The following is a 19,397-nucleotide window of genomic DNA, read 5'->3' as shown; positions in this document are numbered from 1 at the left end:
AAAATGTAAAAATATTGGCTAATTTCAGCTCTTTACTGATTGGCTGTATTAATCAGCTCCACCGGGCCTAAGGCCTTCAGCATATCTCTTTTACTGCGCCAGTTACGTTTGCACTCTTGGTTTGGGCCTGTTTGTTTACAGGCCTTTGACTCTTGGGTGAGTTGCACTAGTAAAAAAATGTTCTAATAATGTTGTAAGTGATAACGATTCCTATTAAGATCTGCGTCATCAAATGTCGGCAGCAGTAGCTGTGGCAACAAAAATCTTCCAATGATTGTTGAGGGATCCCCATGGGCACCGCTCGTTTCCAAGGTTTACGCCAAAACTCCTCTCCTGTTATCTCCGGCCTTAGCCGTTCTCTGTTGGCGCTGGCTGTTGCTGCAGGCAGTTCAACAGCTTTTGCTGCCGAAGATAAAAATGAAATTCTTGAAGAGGTTAACGTAACCGGCGAGTTGAACCTGTCCCGCCAAACTTCTATTGGTAAGCAAGATATTCCGGTTGATGAAACACCGTTCTCTATCTCTCTGCGCGATAAAGACTTCTTCGATGTTACTGGCTCCAAATCTGTGCAGGATATCCTGCAGTACTCTGCTGGAGTGAATGGCGGCTTGTTTGGTGTTGATGCTCGCGGCGATTGGTCTACCGTGCGTGCTGTTGACCCAGTCATGTTTGTCGATGGACTAAAAACAACCTTCGGTAGCTATACCGGCTCACGTGCAAACCTCTACGCTTTTGAGCGCGTGGAAATTCTTAAAGGGCCGTCTTCAGTCCTTTATGGGCAGGGTTCTACTGGAGGTATTGTCAACTTGGTTTCCAAACGCCCCAAAGAGGAGTTTGGTGGTGAACTGATGGTGCAGGGCGGAGACTATGATCGTAAGGTAATTGCTGGCGATGTCACCGGAGCCCTGGATAGCGATGGAGAGTGGCTCTACCGCGTAGTGGGTTATGCTCGTGATGCCGATGCTCAGGTTGATCATGTCGATGACGACAGCATTCTGTTTATGCCTTCCATTTCCTGGCGCCCCAGTGCGGATACCGAAATTACTTTCCTGGTGAACCATCAAGAAGAAAACACAGGTACCACTGCGGCCTTCTTGCCTTGGGGCGGCACCATTGTTGATAACGTAAACGGTGAAATCCCGACCGATACCTTTATTAGTGAGCCAGGTTGGGATAAGTACGACACGGAACAAACCGCTTATAGCTTGTGGGTTGATCATCGTTTAAACGATAGCTGGGGCATCAATGCAGGCCTCCGTTATTCAAAAGGGGATGTCGACTACAACTCAATGTATGCTGACTACACTCATGATCTGCGCTTACAAAAAGACCTTCGTGAAGTGTCGCGCACTGTCTATATGAAAGATGCGAAAAGCGATCTTTTGATTTTTGACCTGCGCTTATCAGGCGAGTTGACTACTGGTGCTTTTGAGCATCAGATTTCTGCAGGTATTGATAGCCAGAATGCAGAAATCGATAACAGCATTCTGAGAGTGCGAGGCCTCGGTGGCGACATTGATATTTTTGACCCGGTTTATGGTTCTGTACCAGAAGGACTGGAAGAGCGGGGTAGAGAAAATACCGATGTCAATGCTGAGCAGGTAGGTATTTATTTCCAAGACCAAGTTAGCCTTGGTAACTTTATTTTTAACTTGGGCTTGCGTGAAGATAGATTATCATCGAGAACACAAAGTAATGTTGCTAAAAATGTAAGTGGCAAACAGAGAGAGACGGAACTCACTAAAAGATTTGGCTTAATGTATGCCTTCGACAGTGGTGTATCGCCTTATGTTAGCTATTCAGAATCTTTTGAAGCTGTTTTAGCCGATCCGAATAGCCAGGGTGGTACCTACGAGCCTGTTAAAGGGGAGCAAGTTGAAGCCGGTATTAAATACCAGCCAGAAGGCACTAATATCCTGATGACTGCTTCTGCTTTTGAGATTAAGCAGAAAAATCGCTTAACTTACGGTCTTGACGGATCTTTCCGACAAATCGGTGAGGCGCAGATTGATGGATTTGAGCTTGAGGCCAGTGGACAGTGGGGCAATCTGACGCTAGTGGCTAATTACAGCCAGATGGATACTGAAGTGCTAGAAAGCAGCAATCCATTTGAGGTTGGCACAGAGATCGAGACTGTACCTGAGGAGCAATTCTCTCTCTGGGGCAACTATGACTTTAGTGAGTGGGTTCCCGGTCTAAGCGTTGGGGCAGGTGCTCGTCATGTTGGTGAGAGTTATACCGGTATTGATAAAGTGCTTCCACTTTATGCACTTTATTATGGTGGCCTTCCTGCTGGCTCAGCAGATTTCCCCACAGAAAATCCATCCTACACCTTATATGACGCAACCATCGGCTACACCCTGGAAAGCTGGAAATTCCAGCTCAATGTGAAAAACCTGACCGATGAAGTTCACACCACCTCTTGTTTGAGCCGTGGTGATTGCTTCTACGGCGAGCGTCGCTACGTGACTGCTGAGGCACGTTACACTTTCTAAGTTAGAGTAGACTGGGAGTTTGTCCGCAGGGGGAGTCTGTGGGCAAGCTCCCTTTTTTGCGTTTCACTATCGGGCGGGAGCCGAAATCTCCCAGTGTGATATTTATGCCGAGTTCCTTCTATTTTATTGCCGGACTGGCCACTATTTTTGCCATTGCCGGTATTTTTAGTCTCTATTCAGCCTGGCTGCGTAGCGGCTCCCAGCCGTTGCGCCGCTGGAGTGGCTGGGGCCTGCTGTTGTTATCGGCATTCGCTTGGAGTGCAGTGGTGGGGGTGGAATATGGTGTGAGTATTGCCACTCTCCTGGCCATGCTGGTCGCCCTGACCTTGCTCGCATTAAAAGGTGATTGGCCGAGCGGCCCCCCTCGGCAGGAAAAACAGAGGTCGGGAGGGGCAGCATCCAATGAGGCCTTGCTGCAATTATGGCTACGAGGTGTTTTACGTTTCCTGGCTATCGCATTGTTACCAACAGCCAGTGGTCTTTTGGCCGGCCTTCTTTATTTTGGCTTCACCGGGTTTGGTGAGAGTGCCCGTCTTGTAGGGGGCGCTTTTGTTGCGGTTATTGTTTGGACCCTGGCGATGGTTTGGTGTAGTGCGGATAAGAAACTGCTGCGCCCCAGTGCAGCGCTAGTAGTTTTTTCACTGGCGAGTGGCTTTGCCGTAATGCCAGCGGCGTAAGCTAATAACGATTTTGAGATCAAAGAGACCTCACTAGGAATTCAACGTGAAATTTTCCCTAAAGCCAACCCCTGCTTTTGTGCGTGATATGACTGACGGACATTCGGTTCTCGGTCTGGCCATCTCCACTCTGCTCTATATCGTTTGTGTCAGTGGAACACTTGCGGTTTTTTACAATGAATTTGAACGCTGGGAGCAGGCTTCAGAGCTGGAAAATCTCGATGTCAGTCCCTCTGTATATCAGCTTGCTACCGAACAGGCGGTTGCCCTGGCGAAAGAGCAAAACGAAGAATTTGAATCAGTAAAATTTACCATCCCCAACTCAGATATGCCCAGGTTGACTGTGGAAGTGGGTGATATTGAGCGTTATGTCGACGAGGATGGTTCTTTATTGGGTGAGGTTCAGCACGAGTGGACGCACTTCCTCGCCTATTTGCATTTTGCACTAAATCTGCCCTTGGGGTTGGGGGTTCCTCTTGTAGGCTTGATCGGTGTATTGATGACCGCACTGATTATCTCTGGATTATTGGCACACCCGAAAATCATTAAGGATGCCTTCTCTCTGCGCCTGGCGGGTTCAAAGCGTTTGCAGCAAGTGGACTTGCACAATCGACTGGGCGTCTGGGCTGCACCATTTCACTTGGCGATTGCTATTACCGGCGCTTTTATTGGACTTTCACAGGTTGCGGCTTTTGCAATTGCTGGTGTTTTCTTTGCTGGGGATACCGAGAAAGTTGAGCATATGTTGTATCGCGAGCACCCGGTGATGAAAGAGAATGCCGCACAGGTGCCTCTTCCAGATTTTGCTGCGATTCTTGCGCAAATGGAGCAGATCGCACCGGGTGAGGAACGTACTAAGCTAGAGGTTGCCTTCCCTGGCCGCGAGGGGCAGGTAGTGGAGGTTTGGACGCGGGTTCCCGAAAAGCTGGTTTGGGGAGAGCGCTACCACTTTAATGGGGATGGCAGCCTGATAGAAAAAGAGGGATGGTCTGAAGGTGATGCGGCCAAGCAAGTATACCTCTCCACATTCCGTCTGCACTTCGGGCATTTCTCCGGTTTCCCAGTAAAAATTGCCTATTTCTTACTGGGCATTGGCATGTGTGTGCTGGTGGTTTCAGGTATTAATATCTGGTTGGTGCGCAAGCGCCAGCGGGGGCAGCCAGCGGTGCGCCTTGAGCGTATTTGGATGGCTCAGGTCTGGGGAATTCCTTTTGCTATTGCATTCAGTGCTGTGACTTACCTGGCCTTTGCTATTCCTGCCGCTCAGGTATTCTGGTTGACCACAATCGTTTTAAGTGTGATAGCTGCTTTTGTGGGGACTGTTGCCGGTTGGTCTATGTTGCTCCGCGGAACTACCACCGCAGCCTGCATTCTGGCTGTGGTTGTTCACGCTTCCCTGTATGGGGCGGATTCCTTTGTGAGGGCCTCACTGGTTGCCAATGCTGTGTGGCTGCTGATTGCTGCAGGTATCGCGGCCTCCTGCCTCTATACCTGGGTGCGCCACCGGGATGGCGCCTTTGCTTCCACTGTTGGTGGGGCAGTTGGAAGTAACTAAGCTGGGTATAGTCCGGTATCTACTCCGATGCCGGGCGCAACATTTCGATATGAGGTATACCGTCTTCCTCGTAAGGGGTGGAGACCTGCTCAAAGCCAAAATCTCCATAAAACTTACGTAGGTGCTCTTGGGCGGAAATACGAATCCCCAAACCTGGATATTCATTCAGGGTTTGTTCTACCGCGCGGCTGATCAGTTCTTTGCCCAGCCCTGTGCCACGGCTAGACTCTGCGGTAAGCACACGGCCTATTGAGGGCTCGGAATATTTTTTGCCTGGAAATACCACTCGTAGGTAAGCCATCAATCGTGGGGATTGACTCTCCTTGTCCCAGCAGATTAGGTGCCAGGCTTCTTGATCTTTGCCATCTGCATCCTGATAAGGGCAATCCTGCTCTACCGTAAAAACTTCCTGGCGTGCCCGTAAGATTTCATAAAGCTGATCGATAGAGAGTTGTTGAAAGCTACACCATTGCCACTGCACTTGTATTGCCTCTTGGTTTACTGGGTTTGTATTTTTTATTAGGAGAAGATTGGATATTAAACCGGCAGGTAGGGTAAAAAAAGTCAGTATGTAGTGGGCCTCTGATTTTTTTCACAAAGGCCCAGAGGCTGGTTGCTATTTTAATTGAGAGGGGCTTCCTGGGTACCCCTTGCAAAGGAGCCGTGCTCGAGATAATGGAGTACCTGCGCAATAACCTTTTTGTCCTTCATCATGAAGACATGGGTGACAGGCATTTCCAAGTGATCATTCATGCCTTCCAGCTTGGTACTGGCAACAGAGACTTTTCCGTCATCAGTCTCAGGGATTAGTCGTGACAGTATCAGGTTGATACTGCGAGTACCCGCAATAATACCCACATCAAAATTAGCGCTGCCTAGTTTATTGGGAATGCTCAGCTCGCCTGTACCTAGTTGTAGGCCGGCATCTCCAAAGGCAAATTCAAACCCTGGGAAACTACCGAGCTTATCCACCACCTCACTGCCCTTATTGGGAGGGCCCAGCATAACCACTCGGTTGAGGTTCACAATCTTAACCTGGCTCAGATACTGGCGAACCAATATGCCCCCCATAGAGTGGGTAACAAAATTGATTTCAGTCTGTCCTGCGCAATGATCCAGTGCCGGGGCTATGGCCCTGCCGGCCAGCTCCTCAATGGGGAAGCGGGTAGAGGGGTAATCCACATTGACGGTCTTGTAGCCGGCGGCACTGATCGCTTGCTCCAGCTTTGTCATGGAACTATCCGATTTGGCCAGGCCGTGAAGCAAGATTACACAGGCCGAGTGGGCGTTTACTGACGCTGCGCCCAGGAATACAGACCCAATGCATAGCGATAGGGTGAGAAAAAACTTCTTCATTGATTTTCTTTCAGCAGTGGCTCTCGTGGCTGCAGTATGCTGCGGGGCCTGTAAAAATCCAAGATGCTCGCTCAGTGAGGAGGGGAGCATCATTGAAGGGTACCGCTTGGTCATCTAATACGTTGGCGCAGTAATTCTGCCATGCGTTCGGGTTTGTCCGGGGTGATGACCAGAGTTTTACCGGGGAAATATAAAACAACAGCTTTCTCTTGATCCGTGACGAAGGCCCGATAACGACCCAGTTGCTGGTTTTGGAAGAGCCCGATGTAGCCAAAGAGGCCGGAGTTGCCAAAGATGCGGACCGATCCTTGCATGGCTGTTGGGTCGACTTTGGCCTCCTGCAAGCCTTCTAGGGAGATGGAGGTTCTCCAGCCTGGTCTTAGTATCTGCAGGCAGTCGTTGGCGAGGGTATAACCGCGGATGGCAAACACGGCACCTAGTAGCAAAATGACCGGTGGCAGGGCAATAGCAACGCTATAGAGGAAGGAAGGGCTTTGCTGGGATTTTGCTATCAGCACGAAGGGTATTGCCAAAAGTAGAAAAGCACTCAGTGCGCTGATTATTTTCAGTTGGCGGCTCCAGGGGGCTTGAAAAACAACAAGAGGCATAAATTACTCAATAAGTAATGGACAGTTTGAATGTCTCAATCATAGTGCTGATGGAATCGGCTTGGCAAAGTCGCAGTCTATGTAATTGGCCCTTTATAAAAGGAGAGGCTAAATAGATTTAGCGCGGCTTAGGTTTTCAAAAATAGATTTTGAGCAACATCGATTTTCACAATGGATTAACTATGGCGAATCGGATTGAAGAGCGAGATAGCACGTCAGCCCTTGTGGTAGAGGGTGGCGCTATGCGCGGAATTTTTGCAGCCGGAGTCTTAGATGCTTTTATCGAGGTGGATTTTTGCCCCTTTGACTTCGCTATTGGCGTTTCTGCGGGGTCAACCAACCTGATTGGCTACCTGGCGGGAGACCATGGCCGCAGCCGCCAGATTTTACTTGACCATGCCACGCGCGCGGACTTTATTGACTGGCGGCGCTATTTGCGAGGGGGGCACTTTTGCGATATCAGTTGGTTATGGCATGCCTCTTACAATGATGTCCCTCTGAATATTGAGCGCTATACGGAAAATGGCGTGCCTCTCTATGCGGTGACAACTAGCATCAACAGCGGGCAGCCCCATTACGTATGCGTCACGCCCGAGAATATGCATGAAGTGTTTCCTGCATCCTGCGCTATCCCCATGGCTTACCGAGAGTTTCCTCCTGTTGCTGGGGAACCAATGACCGACGGTGGCCTGGCTGACTCAATCCCGGTTATTCGAGCATACGAGCAGGGGGCGCGGGATATTACTGTGATTCTGTCTCGCCCACTGGGTTATAGAAAACCAGTGGGTTCAGCTCCTAAGTTCATCAAGCAGTTTTTCCACGATCACGCCCGCCTGTTTGAAGCGGTCTTGGAGCGCGGAGAGCGCTACAACCGTGCTTTAGACTTTATCCAGGCGCCACCACCGGATTGCCGGGTGTCAGTGATAGCGCCTCCTGCGGACTTTCCCGTTAAGCGTTTTACTCAGGAGGTTGAGTTGCTGGAGAAGGGGTATCTGGTCGGCAGTGAGCTGGGTCGAAGCTTCCTGAGAAATTCAGGGGATAAGTTGCCGCCAATAGGACCTGATAGCCCGTAAAGGGCTGCGGGTGCTCACCACTAGGGTGGCAGCTGCATGTATACCAGTAAGGCTGGGGGGCGTGTTGGCTAGAGGCTTCACTGGAGTTTGCCTAGTATTGGCATTTACTTCTTCTTTGACCTGTAGGAGTCTTGTGTGAAGGGGGGAGAATGTTGCTAACCTAAGGAACCTTTGAATTTTCATAGTGTTTCTGCCGGCTTGAAGGGTTGCTTGGCTCGGGTTTATTAAGTTGCCCCTTCTTGCCGTGATGGGATGAGTTGTAGGGCTATAAGGAGAATGGTTCTGTGACTCGTGGGATTCCAAGCAAAATTTTGAATAACAAACTTAAGGTAAAGGAGTAGATAATGAACGGAAAGTGCCTCTGCGGCGCTGTTGAGTTTCAGCTGGAAGAGCCGCTGCCCGGTCTCTATCAATGCCACTGCTCACTCTGCCGCAAGTTAAGTGGTTCCGCATCAGATACCGCATTATTCATCAGTCGTGAACAGTTTCGCTGGGTGCGTGGATTGGACAAAATTTCCTCTTATCGAAAACCTACCGGTTTTCGTTCCGACTTCTGTAGTGAATGCGGCAGCTCTGTTCCTCACCTGATGAGTAATACCACGCACTTTTGGGTGCCGGCTGGACTGCTAGACGGAGAGTTTCGCGGTAAGGTGATGGCCCATTTACATGTTGATTCCAAAGCGTACTGGGATGAGATCGGTGGTCAGGCCGAGCATTTTGCGGAGATGCCTGAGATGGATGAGCTGAGTAGACTGCTGCACGAAGTGATCGAAAGAGAAGAGGGTGAGTTACTGGAAAGTTGAGGCGCAGCAAACTCTAAAAAGCCATTAGGCAATTCTACTTTCCTCAATCTCTGTTGATTATTGGCGCATACAAAAAAGCCCCGCTCTTGCGAGCAGGGCTTTTTTGTATGTGGCGGACCGGACGGGACTCGAACCCGCGACCTCCGGCGTGACAGGCCGGCATTCTAACCAACTGAACTACCGGTCCGCATTCCTGCTTCTCTTGATGGCTCTTGCCTGGCAAGAGTAAAAGAAGTGGTGGGTGGTACAGGGGTCGAACCTGTGACCTACGGCTTGTAAGGCCGTCGCTCTCCCAACTGAGCTAACCACCCCGTGTCAGGAGCTGCGTATCTTAATGATTTTTTTTCTGTGGTAAATAGCTTTAACAAAAAAAATTAAATAAAAATTTATTTAGATCGAAAAATCATCAATTCTCAATTATTTTTTTTAATTTACCTTTTTGCTGAATGTTTTTCCGGCAGATAAAGAGCTGTTCTGTCTTTGCTGGTCGTCAGTAAAAAATAAATCTAAAGGATATTTCGGTGTGGACTGGCAGATTATTTCATCGGGTGAAGCGATTGTTTTGTGTGATCCACAAAGGAAGCTTTTGGTAAGAATTTACTTCGATGAGGTTTTCTGTAGCAGGTTGGCGATCACTCAGACTTGCGCTGTCCCTTTAACGGGTTGCCGGTTATAGTTTCGAAATTTAATTAATTTTTTAACAAAAATTTCTTTGAGCTGCTTATGGGATCGGAGCATATACAAAAAAGCCCCGCTCTTGCGAGCAGGGCTTTTTTGTATGTGGCGGACCGGACGGGACTCGAACCCGCGACCTCCGGCGTGACAGGCCGGCATTCTAACCAACTGAACTACCGGTCCGCATTCCTGCTTCTCTTGATGGCTCTTGCCTGGCAAGAGTAAGAGAAGTGGTGGGTGGTACAGGGGTCGAACCTGTGACCTACGGCTTGTAAGGCCGTCGCTCTCCCAACTGAGCTAACCACCCCGTGTCAGGAGCTGCGTATCTTAATGATATTTTTTTAGCGGTCAACAACTATGGCAAAAAAATTCTAAAAACTTGATTTAGGATAAAAAAACATCAGTTAGGTGGTGGATTTTCTTTCAGAGTTTTATCCGCTGAATTTATTTTACTTAAAAATAACTTGCTGGTTTTTTATCCCGCTGACAATTAAATGGTAGTGAAAGAAACCCGTTTCGGGTTGGGAATTGCTGGTTGCCTTGTTACTGGCGATTAAAATTGTGTGCACGTGAGGCTGGTAATAATGGTTGTGCGGGGGGGGATTTTTTACTGCCGTGTATTGTTGTTAATTGCTTGAGTTGCTACAGGTGGGTGTTGGGTGTGGCGCAGGAGCTTGGAGAAGGAGTTTTATAGGTTGTTAATGTCTGCGCATACAAAAAAGCCCCGCTCTTGCGAGCAGGGCTTTTTTGTATATGGCGGACCGGACGGGACTCGAACCCGCGACCTCCGGCGTGACAGGCCGGCATTCTAACCAACTGAACTACCGGTCCGCATTCCTGTTTCTCTTGGTGGCTCTTGCCTGGCAAGAGTAAGAGAAGTGGTGGGTGGTACAGGGGTCGAACCTGTGACCTACGGCTTGTAAGGCCGTCGCTCTCCCAACTGAGCTAACCACCCCGTGTCAGGAGCTGCGTATCTTAATGATATTCTTTGCGGCGTCAACGCCTTTTTTGAATTTTTTTTTGTCTTTCAATGAGTTAAGGCGTTTAAGAACGAGATGATGGGCGTGTCCGGCAAGTGGCGACACTGTTATAATCGCGTAAATTTCCAGGGTGTGAGCGTGGAGTAAGCCGTGAAACAGATGAGCTGGTTGGGGCAATTTCTACTTGCGTTTGGCCTCTTGTGCCTATCCGTAGTGGCACAGGCGGTGGTGGAGACGGAGAAGTTGTCCTCTCCGGAACTGGAGGCGCGCTACCGGGTGCTGATCGAAGAAATGCGTTGTCCAAAATGCCAGAACCAGAACCTGGCCGACTCGGATGCGTCGATTTCCGCAGATTTGCGGCGGGAAATTCGCCGGCTACTGGAAGAGGGTTTTACAGACAAAGAAATTACCGACTACATGGTGGCCCGCTATGGGGACTTTGTTCTCTACAGGCCCCCGGTACAGCGCAATACTCTGGCGCTTTGGCTGGCTCCCGGCATCTTTGCCTTGGTGGGTCTACTGGCTTTGATTGTGATTGTGGTGCGTTCTCGCAGTGGCACTGGTGCCAGTCAGGACGATGACTCTGGAGAATTGACTACAGAAGAGAGGCGCCGTCTGAAAAAACTGCTAGGTGATGACCTGGACGATTTGACTGACCCTGGGAAGAAGAGCAAATGACTGATATTTGGTTTGGTTTAGCGATCCTGTTATTGCTGTTGGCATTTATCTTCCTTTTACCGGGATTGCGTGGAGCCGGTGCCCGGCGTTCCGGTGGAGATAAGCGTGAAGCCCTGGCGCAGCTGTATCGAGAGCGCACGCGAGAGCTTCGCGCAGCGGTGCAAAGTGGCGCTATGGATGAGCGGCAATTTGCCCAGCTGGAAGCGGAGATGGCACGCGAATTATTGAGTGCCAAAGAAGAGGTGAATGCCGTAACCCCCTCGAGTAAAGGCTCCGGGTTGCTGATTGGTCTGGCCGTTCTTGTGCCTGCGATTGCAGTGGGGGCCTATGTCTTTTCTGAGCGCCCCCAGGAAGTATCTCTGTACCGTGAAATGTTGGCCAGTCAGCAGGGGCAAACAGACTCCTCAGCTGAAGAACGCATCACTCAGCAGTTAAAGCAGCGGGCAGAAACTCACCCTGAGGATTTGAGTAGTCGCTTTGTTCTGGCTCAACGGCTTCTGGTCACTGGTGATATCGCCGGAGCGGTAGAGGCCTATCGCTATGTGCTGGCACGGGAACCCGAGGCAGTTATGGTTAAGGCCGAGCTGGCGCAAGCGTTATTTTTTGCGGGTGGCTCTAAAATAACGGATGAAATTCGCACTCTGGTCGATCAGGTGCTAGAGGCCCAGCCCAGCAATGGGACAGCATTAGGCTTGGCGGGAATTGCAGCCTATGAGGACAAGGATTACCGCAAGGCGCGTGATCATTGGCAGGGTGCCCTTGCGCAGCTAGCTCCAGGGTCTGCGGCGGCAGAGGCATTGGCGGCGGGTGTTGCCCGCGCCGAAAAGGCCCTGGGCGAAGATGGTAAAGATGGTGCGGTTGAGATAGTTCAAGCCGCTGTAGAGGAAAATGCTGGAGTTGAGGGTGAGGCCGCAGCGGAAATTCGAGTGCAAGTGAGCTTGGGTGACCAAGTTAAAGCAGATCCGTCAACGCCGGTGTTCATTTATGCCCGCAGCACTGATAGCCCAATGCCTTTGGCGATTGTTCGGCTAACCGCTGGCCAGTTACCAGCCGAAGTGGTGTTGGATGAATCCCGGGCTATGATGCCAGGGCGCTCCATTTCAACCGTAGATACGGTGCAATTGGTCGCACGCTTGGCTTTGCGTGGTGACGCGCGCCCCGCGGCGGGCGATTGGCAGGGCTCTATCAAGACCCTACCTAAATCCAGCTGGAGTGAGTCGCAGTCTATCGTAATTGACCGGGAGCTTTAGGCCCTATTCAAGTATCGCGTTGGCAGGCTGCAGTGTTCAGGAGAGTGCTGCGGCCTGAGAACTATTTGGCGCCTGGGCGGTCACAGCCGCACTGGTAGAAATAGATTTTGTTTTGCCACTGGTGGTGATTTTGTGCCGCTTGAAATGTTGGCATTGGGTACCAGTTAAAGCCATTGCGCGATCTTGACTTGACCACTGGCCATTCCGGCCGATAATCCGCGTGAAAAGATACTGTGAAAAGCCGCGCTGAAAGCCCCGGTGGCGCCATGTACAATTGAGTGCTTGGTGATCGGGCCGGCAAAGATAAAAATACCGAGTTTAAGAATACATGCGTCTGAAGTGCATCAAGCTTGCGGGTTTCAAATCCTTTGTTGACCCCACCACTGTTTATTTCCCGACAAACCTCAACTCGGTGGTTGGCCCTAACGGCTGTGGTAAATCGAATACGATCGATGCTGTGCGCTGGGTAATGGGTGAGTCGTCCGCAAAAAATCTGCGCGGCGACTCTATGACAGACGTTATCTTTAATGGCTCCAGTGGTCGTAAACCTGTAGGTCAGGCCTCTATTGAACTGGTATTTGATAATTCTGCCGGTAAATTAACTGGCGCCTACGCCGCATTCTCCGAAGTTTCGGTAAAACGTAAGGTCACGCGCGAAGGCCAGAATAACTATTATCTAAATGGGGAGAAGTGCCGTCGCCGCGATGTAACTGATCTGTTCCTGGGGACCGGTCTCGGTCCGCGTAGTTATGCGATTATCGAACAGGGCATGATTTCCAAGTTGATTGAGGCCAAGCCCGAGGAACTCAGGGTCTATATCGAAGAGGCTGCAGGTATATCCAAATACAAGGAGCGGCGGCGGGATACGGAAAACCGTATGCGCCGTACTTCTGAAAACCTGGAGCGTCTCACCGACATTCGCGATGAACTGGATCGGCAATTGTCTCGCTTGGAGCGACAGTCCGCCGCGGCAGAAAAATACAGCCGCTTTAAAGAGGAAGAGCGCAGCCATAAGGCAAATTTGCAAGCCCTAAAATACCGCGAACTCAATGAGCAGGCTGTCGCCAAGCAGCAACAGATTGGCGAACTGGAGCTTACCGTTGAGGAATTGGTAACCCGGCAGGTGAACTGTGATACCGGCATTGAGCAAAAGCGCGTTGGCTATCACGAGTTATCCGATGGTTTTAATGAAGTGCAGGGACGCTTCTATGCGGTGGGTGCGGATATTGCCCGCCTGGAGCAGAGTATCGCCCATGCCCGCGAGCGCTCCACTCGCCTGCATTCCGATTTGGCCCAGACCGAGCAGGAGTTCCGCGAAGCGGAGACCAACCTGGAAGTAGATCGCGAGAAGGCAGCCCAGTTTGAGGAAGAGCTAGAAGTAATTGTTCCAGATCTGGAAATGGTACTCGCCGCAGAGGAGGATTCCGCCACCGGGCTACTCGAAGCCGAAGAGCAGATGCGCAACTGGCAAAACGAGTGGGATCAATTTAATCAGGGGGCTTCTGGCTCTCGCCAGAAAGCAGAGGTGCAGCAGTCTCGCATCCAACATCTGGAGACTTCCGGGCAGCGACTACTGGAGCGGATTAACAAGCTCACCGCAGAGCAGTCCGGCCTTCAGGTTTCCGAGGATGATGAGGAAACCCAGCAGTTAAATGAACAGCTTGCCGAGCTGGAAATGCAGGTACAGGAGCGTCGCGAGGAAGTTGCCGAGCGAGCAGAATCCCTGCAGGAAATACGCAATCGCGAGCGGGAGCTGGCGACAGAGCTGGACCAGCTGCGCCTGCAGTTGCAAACCAGCCGGGGCCGCCAGGCTTCTCTTGAGGCGCTGCAACAGGCTGCGTTGGGGCAGGGCAAAGCGGTGGAAAATTGGCTGCAGCAGCAATCCCTGAGCGATCGCCCACGCCTGGCTGACCAAATCCAGGCACAAGCGGGCTGGGAAACAGCGGTGGAAACCGTTCTCGGTCAACAGTTACAGGCGGTCTGCGTCGAGCAGTTGGAAAGTCTGACTGAGAGCTTGGAGCAGCTGCAAAATGGCCAGGCTGTCTTTATCGATAGCACCGTGGTGGGAGCAGCGACCGTTGGGCAGCTGCCCACGTTGGCAAGCGTTGTACAGGGGCCGTCCTCTCTTACCGGCCTGCTCGCCGGCATCTATACCGCGGACACTCTCAATGAAGCGCTGGCACAGCGCACTGGCCTGCAACCCCATGAGTCTATTGTGACACGGGATGGGCTCTGGCTGGGTCCTAACTGGTTGCGAGTGAGCCGTGCCAGCGATGCCGAGACTGGGGTGCTCGCCCGCAAGCAGGATCTGGAAACTCTGTCCGCAGAGATATCCCTGTGCGAAGAGCAGATTGAGCAGTGCAGTGAGCAGTGTGAATCTCTGCGCGAACAAGTGACCGGTGTTGAGCGGGCGATTGAACAAGCCCGCAACGACTCCGAGCAGCTCGGGCGGCGCGAAGCCGAATTACGCAGCCAGCTCTCTGCTCGCCGCGCCCGCGCAGAGCAGATGAGTGAGCGCCGCAATCGCATCGAGCAGGAAATTGCCGAGGTGCGTGAGCAGCAGGAAATCGAAGGTGAGTCGCTTTCCGAGGCGCGCCTGATGCTGCAGGAAGCCGTGGAGGCCATGAGCGATGACACCGATCGTCGCGAAATGCTGATGGAGCGGCGCGAAGCCCTGCGCGAAGCTCTGGATGCCGCCAGACAGCGTGCGCGCGAGGACAAGGATCGCGCGCACGAGCTGGCTATGCGCGAACAGTCGGTGCGCACCCAGATGGTTTCTCTGGAGCGCACATTGCAAGTGATGGGTGAGCAACTGGAGCGCTTGCGTAGCCGCCGGGCCCAGCTGCAGGAGCAGATGGCTGAAACCCAGGACCCCTCTCAGGATTTCCAAATGGAGCTGGAGGAGAAACTAGGTGAGCGTATTGAGGTGGAAACGGAGCTAGCAGAAGCCCGTAAAAAACTCGAAGAGGTGGAGACAGGGCTGCGCGAACAGGAACAGGAGCGGCACAAAGTTGAGGCGGCTTTACAGGGGGTGCGCGCCCAGTTGGAGCAGGAACGTCTCTCCGCACAAACCCTTGAAGTGCAGCGCAACGGCCTGGTAGAACAGCTGCGCGAAGATGAACAGGATTTGGATCAGCTGCTCGAACAGCTACCCGGGGACTTGACGATTCCCCAGGTGCAGGAAGATCTGGAGTTGGTAGCCGCGCGTATCTCACGTTTGGGCCCGATCAACCTCGCCGCTATTGATGAATACAAACAGGAGTCTGAGCGTAAACATTATTTGGATCGCCAGTATGGTGACCTGATGGAGGCGCTGGAGACTCTGGAAAATGCAATTAAGAAAATCGACAAAGAGACGAGAAGCCGCTTTAAGGAGACCTTCGATCAGGTCAATGCGGGCTTGCAGGAACTCTTCCCGAAAGTTTTTGGGGGCGGTAACGCCTATCTGGAGCTGACTGGCGAGGACCTGCTCGATACTGGGATCGCGATCATGGCGCGCCCGCCGGGCAAGCGCAACAGCACGATTCACTTACTCTCCGGTGGGGAAAAAGCGCTGACGGCAATCGCCCTGGTATTCTCTATTTTCCGCTTGAATCCAGCACCTTTCTGTATGCTGGACGAAGTGGATGCTCCTCTCGATGACGCTAACGTAGGTCGCTACGCACGAATGGTTAAAGAAATGTCAGAACACGTTCAGTTCATCTATATTACCCACAACAAGATTGCGATGGAGATGGCGGATCAGCTGTTGGGTGTGACCATGCATGAACCGGGTGTCTCTCGCCTGGTATCGGTGAATGTGGAAGAAGCAGCAGAGCTGGCTTCTGCATAAGGCGTAAAAGGAGGAGCGCTTAAATGGATAACTGGCTGGTTACGATCCTCGTGGTAGTGCTGCTTGTAGTGGTGCTGGACGGCGTACGCCGCGCAATTTTACGGCAGAAAGCCGCGGTAAAGGTATCGCGGAATCTGTCCAAAGCGATGCAATCCGAAGTGGGGGGTGATGCGGACCCCCTTGTGCAGGAACCGGCTCGCCCACCCGAAACAAGTGGGTCCCCCGGAGATTCCCAGGAAGAGACAAAGCCGCGACCGGCAACCAGTGAATTGCCAGGTCAGGTGCGTGTTGTGCAAAGGCGTGCTATGGAAGATGCACTGCATGTGAACCGCCAAGTGCAGGAGAGCTTTATTTCCTCGCGTAAGCCCCTCGCGGGCAGTGCACCGCAGCGCAACGCCCATGAGCAGGGGCTGCTGGACCTGGAGGAGCAGGTACCCACCTTGATGGACTCTGTGGGCGAGGAGCAGCGCTTTGAGCCGGCGCTGGATGAGTCTGAGAGCTTCAATGCGCTCACCGAAGAGAGGGCAGAGCCCATATCCCCGCGGGATGAGCCCCAAGCCCGCGAAGCCGATGCGGTTGTGTCGCCAAGCAAAGAAACCGCTGTAGAAAAAAGCTCGGTCCGCGATGAAGTGCTGGTTATTAATGTGATGGCACCCGAAGGCGATTACTTTGAGGGCAACGATCTTCTGCGGGTAATGGTGGCCTCTGGTATGCGTTTTGGAGAGATGAATATCTTCCATTACCACGAGGGAGGCGGTGCCGATGGTGCGGTGATATTTAGCCTGGCCAATATTGTGGTGCCGGGTGTTTTTGATCTGGCACAAATGGAAGAGTTTGCCACCCCGGGGGTCAGTATGTTCCTGGCGTTACCGGTTGAGGGCGAGGCGATCCAGGCATTCAATCAAATGCTTTCTACCGCTTACAAAATTGCCGAGTTGCTCGGGGGCGAGTTGAAAGATGAAAATCGCAGTGTTTTCACTGCCCAGACTGCTGAGCACTATCGTCAGCGTGTCGTGGAGTATCAGCGTCGCCGGGCCCTGAGCAAGGCGCAAGGCTGATAACCTGCAACACTATTTGTTCGCATAGTTTTACAATTCTTGCTTTGTAACAACGCGGCCCCAGGCCGCGGTTGAGCCTGAGGGCTTTTCCGCGAGCTGGGGCCGTTGTTGCATTTGAGTTTAATTTTTTTGATTTATTTTCACTCGAACTGTCGATGACCAAACAATCCATACCCCAGTCAATACGCGAGCGAGTAGAGGCTTTGCACGAGCTGCTCCTAAAAGCTAATTATCAATATTATGTGCTGGATAATCCGGAATTACCGGATGTGGAGTACGATCGCCGCCTAAGAGAGTTGCAGGATATAGAGCAACAATACCCAGAGTTGCTGAGCCCGGATTCGCCTACCCAACGGGTCGGCGCAGAGCCGCTATCCTCCTTTTCTGAAGTGCGCCACGAAGTACCCATGCTTTCTCTAGATAATGCCTTTAGCGATGAGGAGCTGCTGGAATTTGATCGTCGGGTGAGAGACCGCCTAAATAGCAAGGGCGCAATCGAATATGCCTGTGAGCCCAAGTTGGATGGTATCGCTATCAGTCTGCTCTACCGCGATGGCATTTTGGAGCGTGCGGCGACCCGTGGTGATGGCACCACTGGCGAAGATATAACGCAGAATGTACGCACTGTGGGCTCGGTGCCACTGCGTCTGCGTCGAGAAAAGGGGGTCACTGCGTATCCGACAGTGCTGGAGGTGCGCGGTGAAATCTATATGCCCAAGGCGGGCTTTGCCGAGTTAAATCGCAAGGCTGCCGCCGCGGGCGAGAAGCTGTTCGTCAATCCTCGCAATGCGGCGGCGGGCAGTCTTAGACAGCTCGATTCCCGCATTACCGCCCAGCGCCCGCTTGAGCTTTGTGTCTATGGTACTGGGCTGGTCGAGGGGGCCTCTCTGCCGGAAGAGCATCTGGCAACGCTCGAGTTACTGGGGCAGTGGGGATTTCGGGTGAATAGCGAAATGCGTTTGGCGGCGGATATTCAGGCCTGCATCGAATACCACCGCGAGCTCGGCGATAAACGCGAGGGCTTACCCTACGATATCGATGGTATTGTGTTTAAGGTCAATAGTATTCCCCTGCAGCGCCGTTTGGGCTTTGTTGCCCGGGCGCCGCGCTGGGCCATGGCCTATAAATTTCCCGCTCAAGAAGAAATGACCGAGCTTCTGGATGTGGAGTTCCAGGTGGGACGCACTGGGGCGGTTACCCCAGTGGCGCGCCTTAAGCCGGTGTTTGTGGGTGGGGTAACCGTCTCCAATGCGACTTTGCACAATCGCGATGAAATCCAGCGCCTCGGTGTGATGATCGGCGATACCGTGGTGATTCGCCGTGCTGGGGATGTGATTCCCCAGGTGGTTTCGGTTGTGGAGAGTAAGCGCCCGAAAGATGCCCGTGTAATTGAATTTCCAGCGCACTGCCCGGTGTGTGATTCGCCGGTAGAATCCACTCCCGGGGAAGCCGTTGCCCGTTGCAGTGGTGGTTTGATTTGTAGCGCTCAGCGTAAGCAGGCGATCAAGCACTTCGCTTCGCGCAAGGCGATGGATATCGATGGCCTGGGGGACAAATTGGTAGAACAGTTGGTGGATGAGGGGCTGCTGCACTCGGTTTCCGGCCTCTACCACCTCGATCTCGAGCAGGTTGCCGGGCTCGAGCGCATGGGACAGAAATCTGCACAAAATCTACTCGATGCCTTGGAGCGCAGCAAAGATACAACCCTGCCCAAATTCCTTTATGCCCTGGGTATTCGCGAGGTGGGAGAGGCGACTGCGCGCAACCTAGCTCGCCATTTCGGCTCCCTGGAGGTATTGATGGCGGCCAGTGAAGAGGCACTACAGGAGGTGGAAGATGTGGGACCTGTTGTTGCCCATTTTGTTGCCGAGTTCTTCCAGCAATCTCACGCCCAGGAAGAGATCGAAGCCTTGCGCCAGGCGGGTGTGCACTGGGTGGTGGAAGAAGTCGCAGCCGAGGAGCAACCCCTAGCGGGCCAGACCTGGGTGCTGACTGGAAAATTGGAAACGCTGTCACGCAGCGAGGCCAAGGATTACCTGCAACGTCTTGGTGCCAAGGTGGCTGGTAGTGTCTCTGCAAAAACCCACCATGTAGTGGCGGGCCCCGGTGCCGGTTCAAAATTGAACAAGGCGCGGGAGTTGGACATTCCGGTGATGGATGAAGAGGGTCTGATGGATATGTTGCGCCAACGGGGATTTGAAATTTAATCTGTCGTTGCGGGCACTGTGAATTGGTGCTCGCGCTTCTCGTTAAATCTCACAAATTATTTATAAATAAATCGGCGATAGTCATGGTAATGCCAATGATCACCCGTGGAGTTATGGCTTTCTGGTCGCTTCGCCGTTAAAGTGCATCTC

At 52.3% G+C, this 19,397-nt stretch carries 13 protein-coding genes and 6 tRNA genes; 10 read left to right on the top strand and 9 right to left on the bottom strand.

All coding sequences use genetic code 11. From position 1 onward, the window contains the following. The first annotated feature begins 290 nt into the window (after nucleotides 1–290). The 3 genes from ACJJIT_RS12555 to ACJJIT_RS12545 are packed head-to-tail and all read left to right on the top strand — an operon-like array spanning nucleotide 291 to nucleotide 4,727. Nucleotides 291–2,495: a TonB-dependent siderophore receptor gene (locus tag ACJJIT_RS12555; protein ID WP_444898595.1), complete on the top strand. Its 2,205-nt coding sequence runs from the start codon at nucleotides 291–293 to the stop codon at nucleotides 2,493–2,495. A 38-nt stretch (nucleotides 2,496–2,533) separates the two neighbouring features. Beyond that, nucleotides 2,534–3,172 carry a hypothetical protein gene (locus ACJJIT_RS12550; protein ID WP_444898594.1) on the top strand — a complete coding sequence of 213 codons (639 nt, stop codon included), beginning with the start codon at nucleotides 2,534–2,536 and terminating at the stop codon, nucleotides 3,170–3,172. 46 nt (nucleotides 3,173–3,218) lie between these two features. Beyond that, nucleotides 3,219–4,727, top strand: a complete 1,509-nt coding sequence (locus ACJJIT_RS12545) for a PepSY-associated TM helix domain-containing protein (protein ID WP_444898593.1) — start codon at nucleotides 3,219–3,221, stop codon at nucleotides 4,725–4,727. Nucleotides 4,728–4,746: 19 nt separating this feature from the next. Here the strand turns inward: ACJJIT_RS12545 and ACJJIT_RS12540 are convergent, their stop codons facing one another. The 3 genes from ACJJIT_RS12540 to ACJJIT_RS12530 form a co-directional block, all read right to left on the bottom strand. Beyond that, nucleotides 4,747–5,208 (bottom strand): GNAT family N-acetyltransferase, encoded by a 462-nt coding sequence (locus tag ACJJIT_RS12540; protein WP_444888581.1) that lies wholly within the window; start codon nucleotides 5,206–5,208, stop codon nucleotides 4,747–4,749. 140 nt (nucleotides 5,209–5,348) lie between these two features. Beyond that, a complete protein-coding gene (locus ACJJIT_RS12535) occupies nucleotides 5,349–6,083 on the bottom strand; it encodes an esterase/lipase family protein (protein WP_444898592.1) in 735 nt (244 codons plus the stop codon). A gap of 110 nt (nucleotides 6,084–6,193) precedes the next feature. Continuing rightward, on the bottom strand, nucleotides 6,194–6,691 hold the full coding sequence (locus ACJJIT_RS12530; protein ID WP_444898591.1) for a PH domain-containing protein: 498 nt from the start codon (nucleotides 6,689–6,691) through the stop codon (nucleotides 6,194–6,196). A 182-nt stretch (nucleotides 6,692–6,873) separates the two neighbouring features. On the opposite strand from ACJJIT_RS12530, the gene ACJJIT_RS12525 reads away from it, so the two are divergent. Continuing rightward, nucleotides 6,874–7,764, top strand: coding sequence for a patatin-like phospholipase family protein (locus ACJJIT_RS12525; protein ID WP_444898590.1), 891 nt, complete (start codon nucleotides 6,874–6,876; stop codon nucleotides 7,762–7,764). A gap of 344 nt (nucleotides 7,765–8,108) precedes the next feature. Next, on the top strand, nucleotides 8,109–8,567 hold the full coding sequence (locus tag ACJJIT_RS12520) for a GFA family protein (protein WP_252085337.1): 459 nt from the start codon (nucleotides 8,109–8,111) through the stop codon (nucleotides 8,565–8,567). Between the two features lie 110 nt (nucleotides 8,568–8,677). Here the strand turns inward: ACJJIT_RS12520 and ACJJIT_RS12515 are convergent. The 6 genes from ACJJIT_RS12515 to ACJJIT_RS12490 all read right to left on the bottom strand — a co-directional run bounded on the left by ACJJIT_RS12515 (nucleotide 8,678) and on the right by ACJJIT_RS12490 (nucleotide 10,197). Further along, nucleotides 8,678–8,754: transfer RNA gene (locus ACJJIT_RS12515), tRNA-Asp, on the bottom strand. Between the two features lie 48 nt (nucleotides 8,755–8,802). Beyond that, nucleotides 8,803–8,878, bottom strand: a tRNA-Val gene (locus ACJJIT_RS12510). 470 nt (nucleotides 8,879–9,348) lie between these two features. After that, nucleotides 9,349–9,425: transfer RNA gene (locus ACJJIT_RS12505), tRNA-Asp, on the bottom strand. 48 nt (nucleotides 9,426–9,473) lie between these two features. After that, a tRNA-Val gene (locus ACJJIT_RS12500) sits at nucleotides 9,474–9,549 on the bottom strand. Nucleotides 9,550–9,996: 447 nt separating this feature from the next. Continuing rightward, nucleotides 9,997–10,073 (bottom strand) — tRNA-Asp (locus ACJJIT_RS12495). A gap of 48 nt (nucleotides 10,074–10,121) precedes the next feature. Continuing rightward, nucleotides 10,122–10,197 (bottom strand) — tRNA-Val (locus tag ACJJIT_RS12490). 184 nt (nucleotides 10,198–10,381) lie between these two features. Here ACJJIT_RS12490 and ACJJIT_RS12485 point away from each other — a divergent pair. From ACJJIT_RS12485 to ligA, 5 genes are all read left to right on the top strand, one after another. Beyond that, complete coding sequence (locus ACJJIT_RS12485) at nucleotides 10,382–10,900, top strand: cytochrome c-type biogenesis protein (RefSeq protein ID WP_444900916.1); 519 nt, start codon at nucleotides 10,382–10,384, stop codon at nucleotides 10,898–10,900. Next, the gene (gene ccmI / locus ACJJIT_RS12480; protein ID WP_444888585.1) at nucleotides 10,897–12,150 is read left to right on the top strand and encodes a c-type cytochrome biogenesis protein CcmI; all 1,254 of its coding nucleotides are present in this window, start codon (nucleotides 10,897–10,899) and stop codon (nucleotides 12,148–12,150) included. The genes ACJJIT_RS12485 and ccmI overlap by 4 nt, the downstream gene beginning before the upstream one ends. 328 nt (nucleotides 12,151–12,478) lie before the next feature. Next, nucleotides 12,479–15,982: a chromosome segregation protein SMC gene (gene smc / locus ACJJIT_RS12475; RefSeq protein ID WP_444898589.1), complete on the top strand. Its 3,504-nt coding sequence runs from the start codon at nucleotides 12,479–12,481 to the stop codon at nucleotides 15,980–15,982. Nucleotides 15,983–16,005: 23 nt separating this feature from the next. Continuing rightward, nucleotides 16,006–17,040 carry a cell division protein ZipA gene (gene zipA, locus ACJJIT_RS12470; protein WP_444898588.1) on the top strand — a complete coding sequence of 345 codons (1,035 nt, stop codon included), beginning with the start codon at nucleotides 16,006–16,008 and terminating at the stop codon, nucleotides 17,038–17,040. Nucleotides 17,041–17,195: 155 nt separating this feature from the next. Beyond that, nucleotides 17,196–19,247, top strand: coding sequence for an NAD-dependent DNA ligase LigA (gene ligA / locus ACJJIT_RS12465; RefSeq protein ID WP_444898587.1), 2,052 nt, complete (start codon nucleotides 17,196–17,198; stop codon nucleotides 19,245–19,247). Nucleotides 19,248–19,397 lie beyond the last annotated feature (150 nt).

The organism is Microbulbifer mixtoriginis (SeqCode) (genome assembly GCF_052467515.1).
The sequence above is the reverse complement of the archived record's forward strand: the minus strand, read 5'-3'. Positions and strand labels throughout refer to the sequence as shown.

Excerpts from the sequence above, each read along its gene's own strand:
- ACJJIT_RS12555 (WP_444898595.1), top strand. The coding sequence starts at position 291 with ATGGGCACCGCTCGTTTCCAAGGTTTACGCCAAAACTCCTCTCCTGTT.
- ACJJIT_RS12535 (WP_444898592.1), bottom strand. The coding sequence starts at position 6,083 with ATGAAGAAGTTTTTTCTCACCCTATCGCTATGCATTGGGTCTGTATTC.
- ACJJIT_RS12530 (WP_444898591.1), bottom strand. The coding sequence starts at position 6,691 with ATGCCTCTTGTTGTTTTTCAAGCCCCCTGGAGCCGCCAACTGAAAATA.
- ACJJIT_RS12525 (WP_444898590.1), top strand. The coding sequence starts at position 6,874 with ATGGCGAATCGGATTGAAGAGCGAGATAGCACGTCAGCCCTTGTGGTA.
- ACJJIT_RS12520 (WP_252085337.1), top strand. The coding sequence starts at position 8,109 with ATGAACGGAAAGTGCCTCTGCGGCGCTGTTGAGTTTCAGCTGGAAGAG.
- ACJJIT_RS12485 (WP_444900916.1), top strand. The coding sequence starts at position 10,382 with ATGAGCTGGTTGGGGCAATTTCTACTTGCGTTTGGCCTCTTGTGCCTA.
- ccmI (WP_444888585.1), top strand. The coding sequence starts at position 10,897 with ATGACTGATATTTGGTTTGGTTTAGCGATCCTGTTATTGCTGTTGGCA.
- smc (WP_444898589.1), top strand. The coding sequence starts at position 12,479 with ATGCGTCTGAAGTGCATCAAGCTTGCGGGTTTCAAATCCTTTGTTGAC.
- zipA (WP_444898588.1), top strand. The coding sequence starts at position 16,006 with ATGGATAACTGGCTGGTTACGATCCTCGTGGTAGTGCTGCTTGTAGTG.
- ligA (WP_444898587.1), top strand. The coding sequence starts at position 17,196 with ATGACCAAACAATCCATACCCCAGTCAATACGCGAGCGAGTAGAGGCT.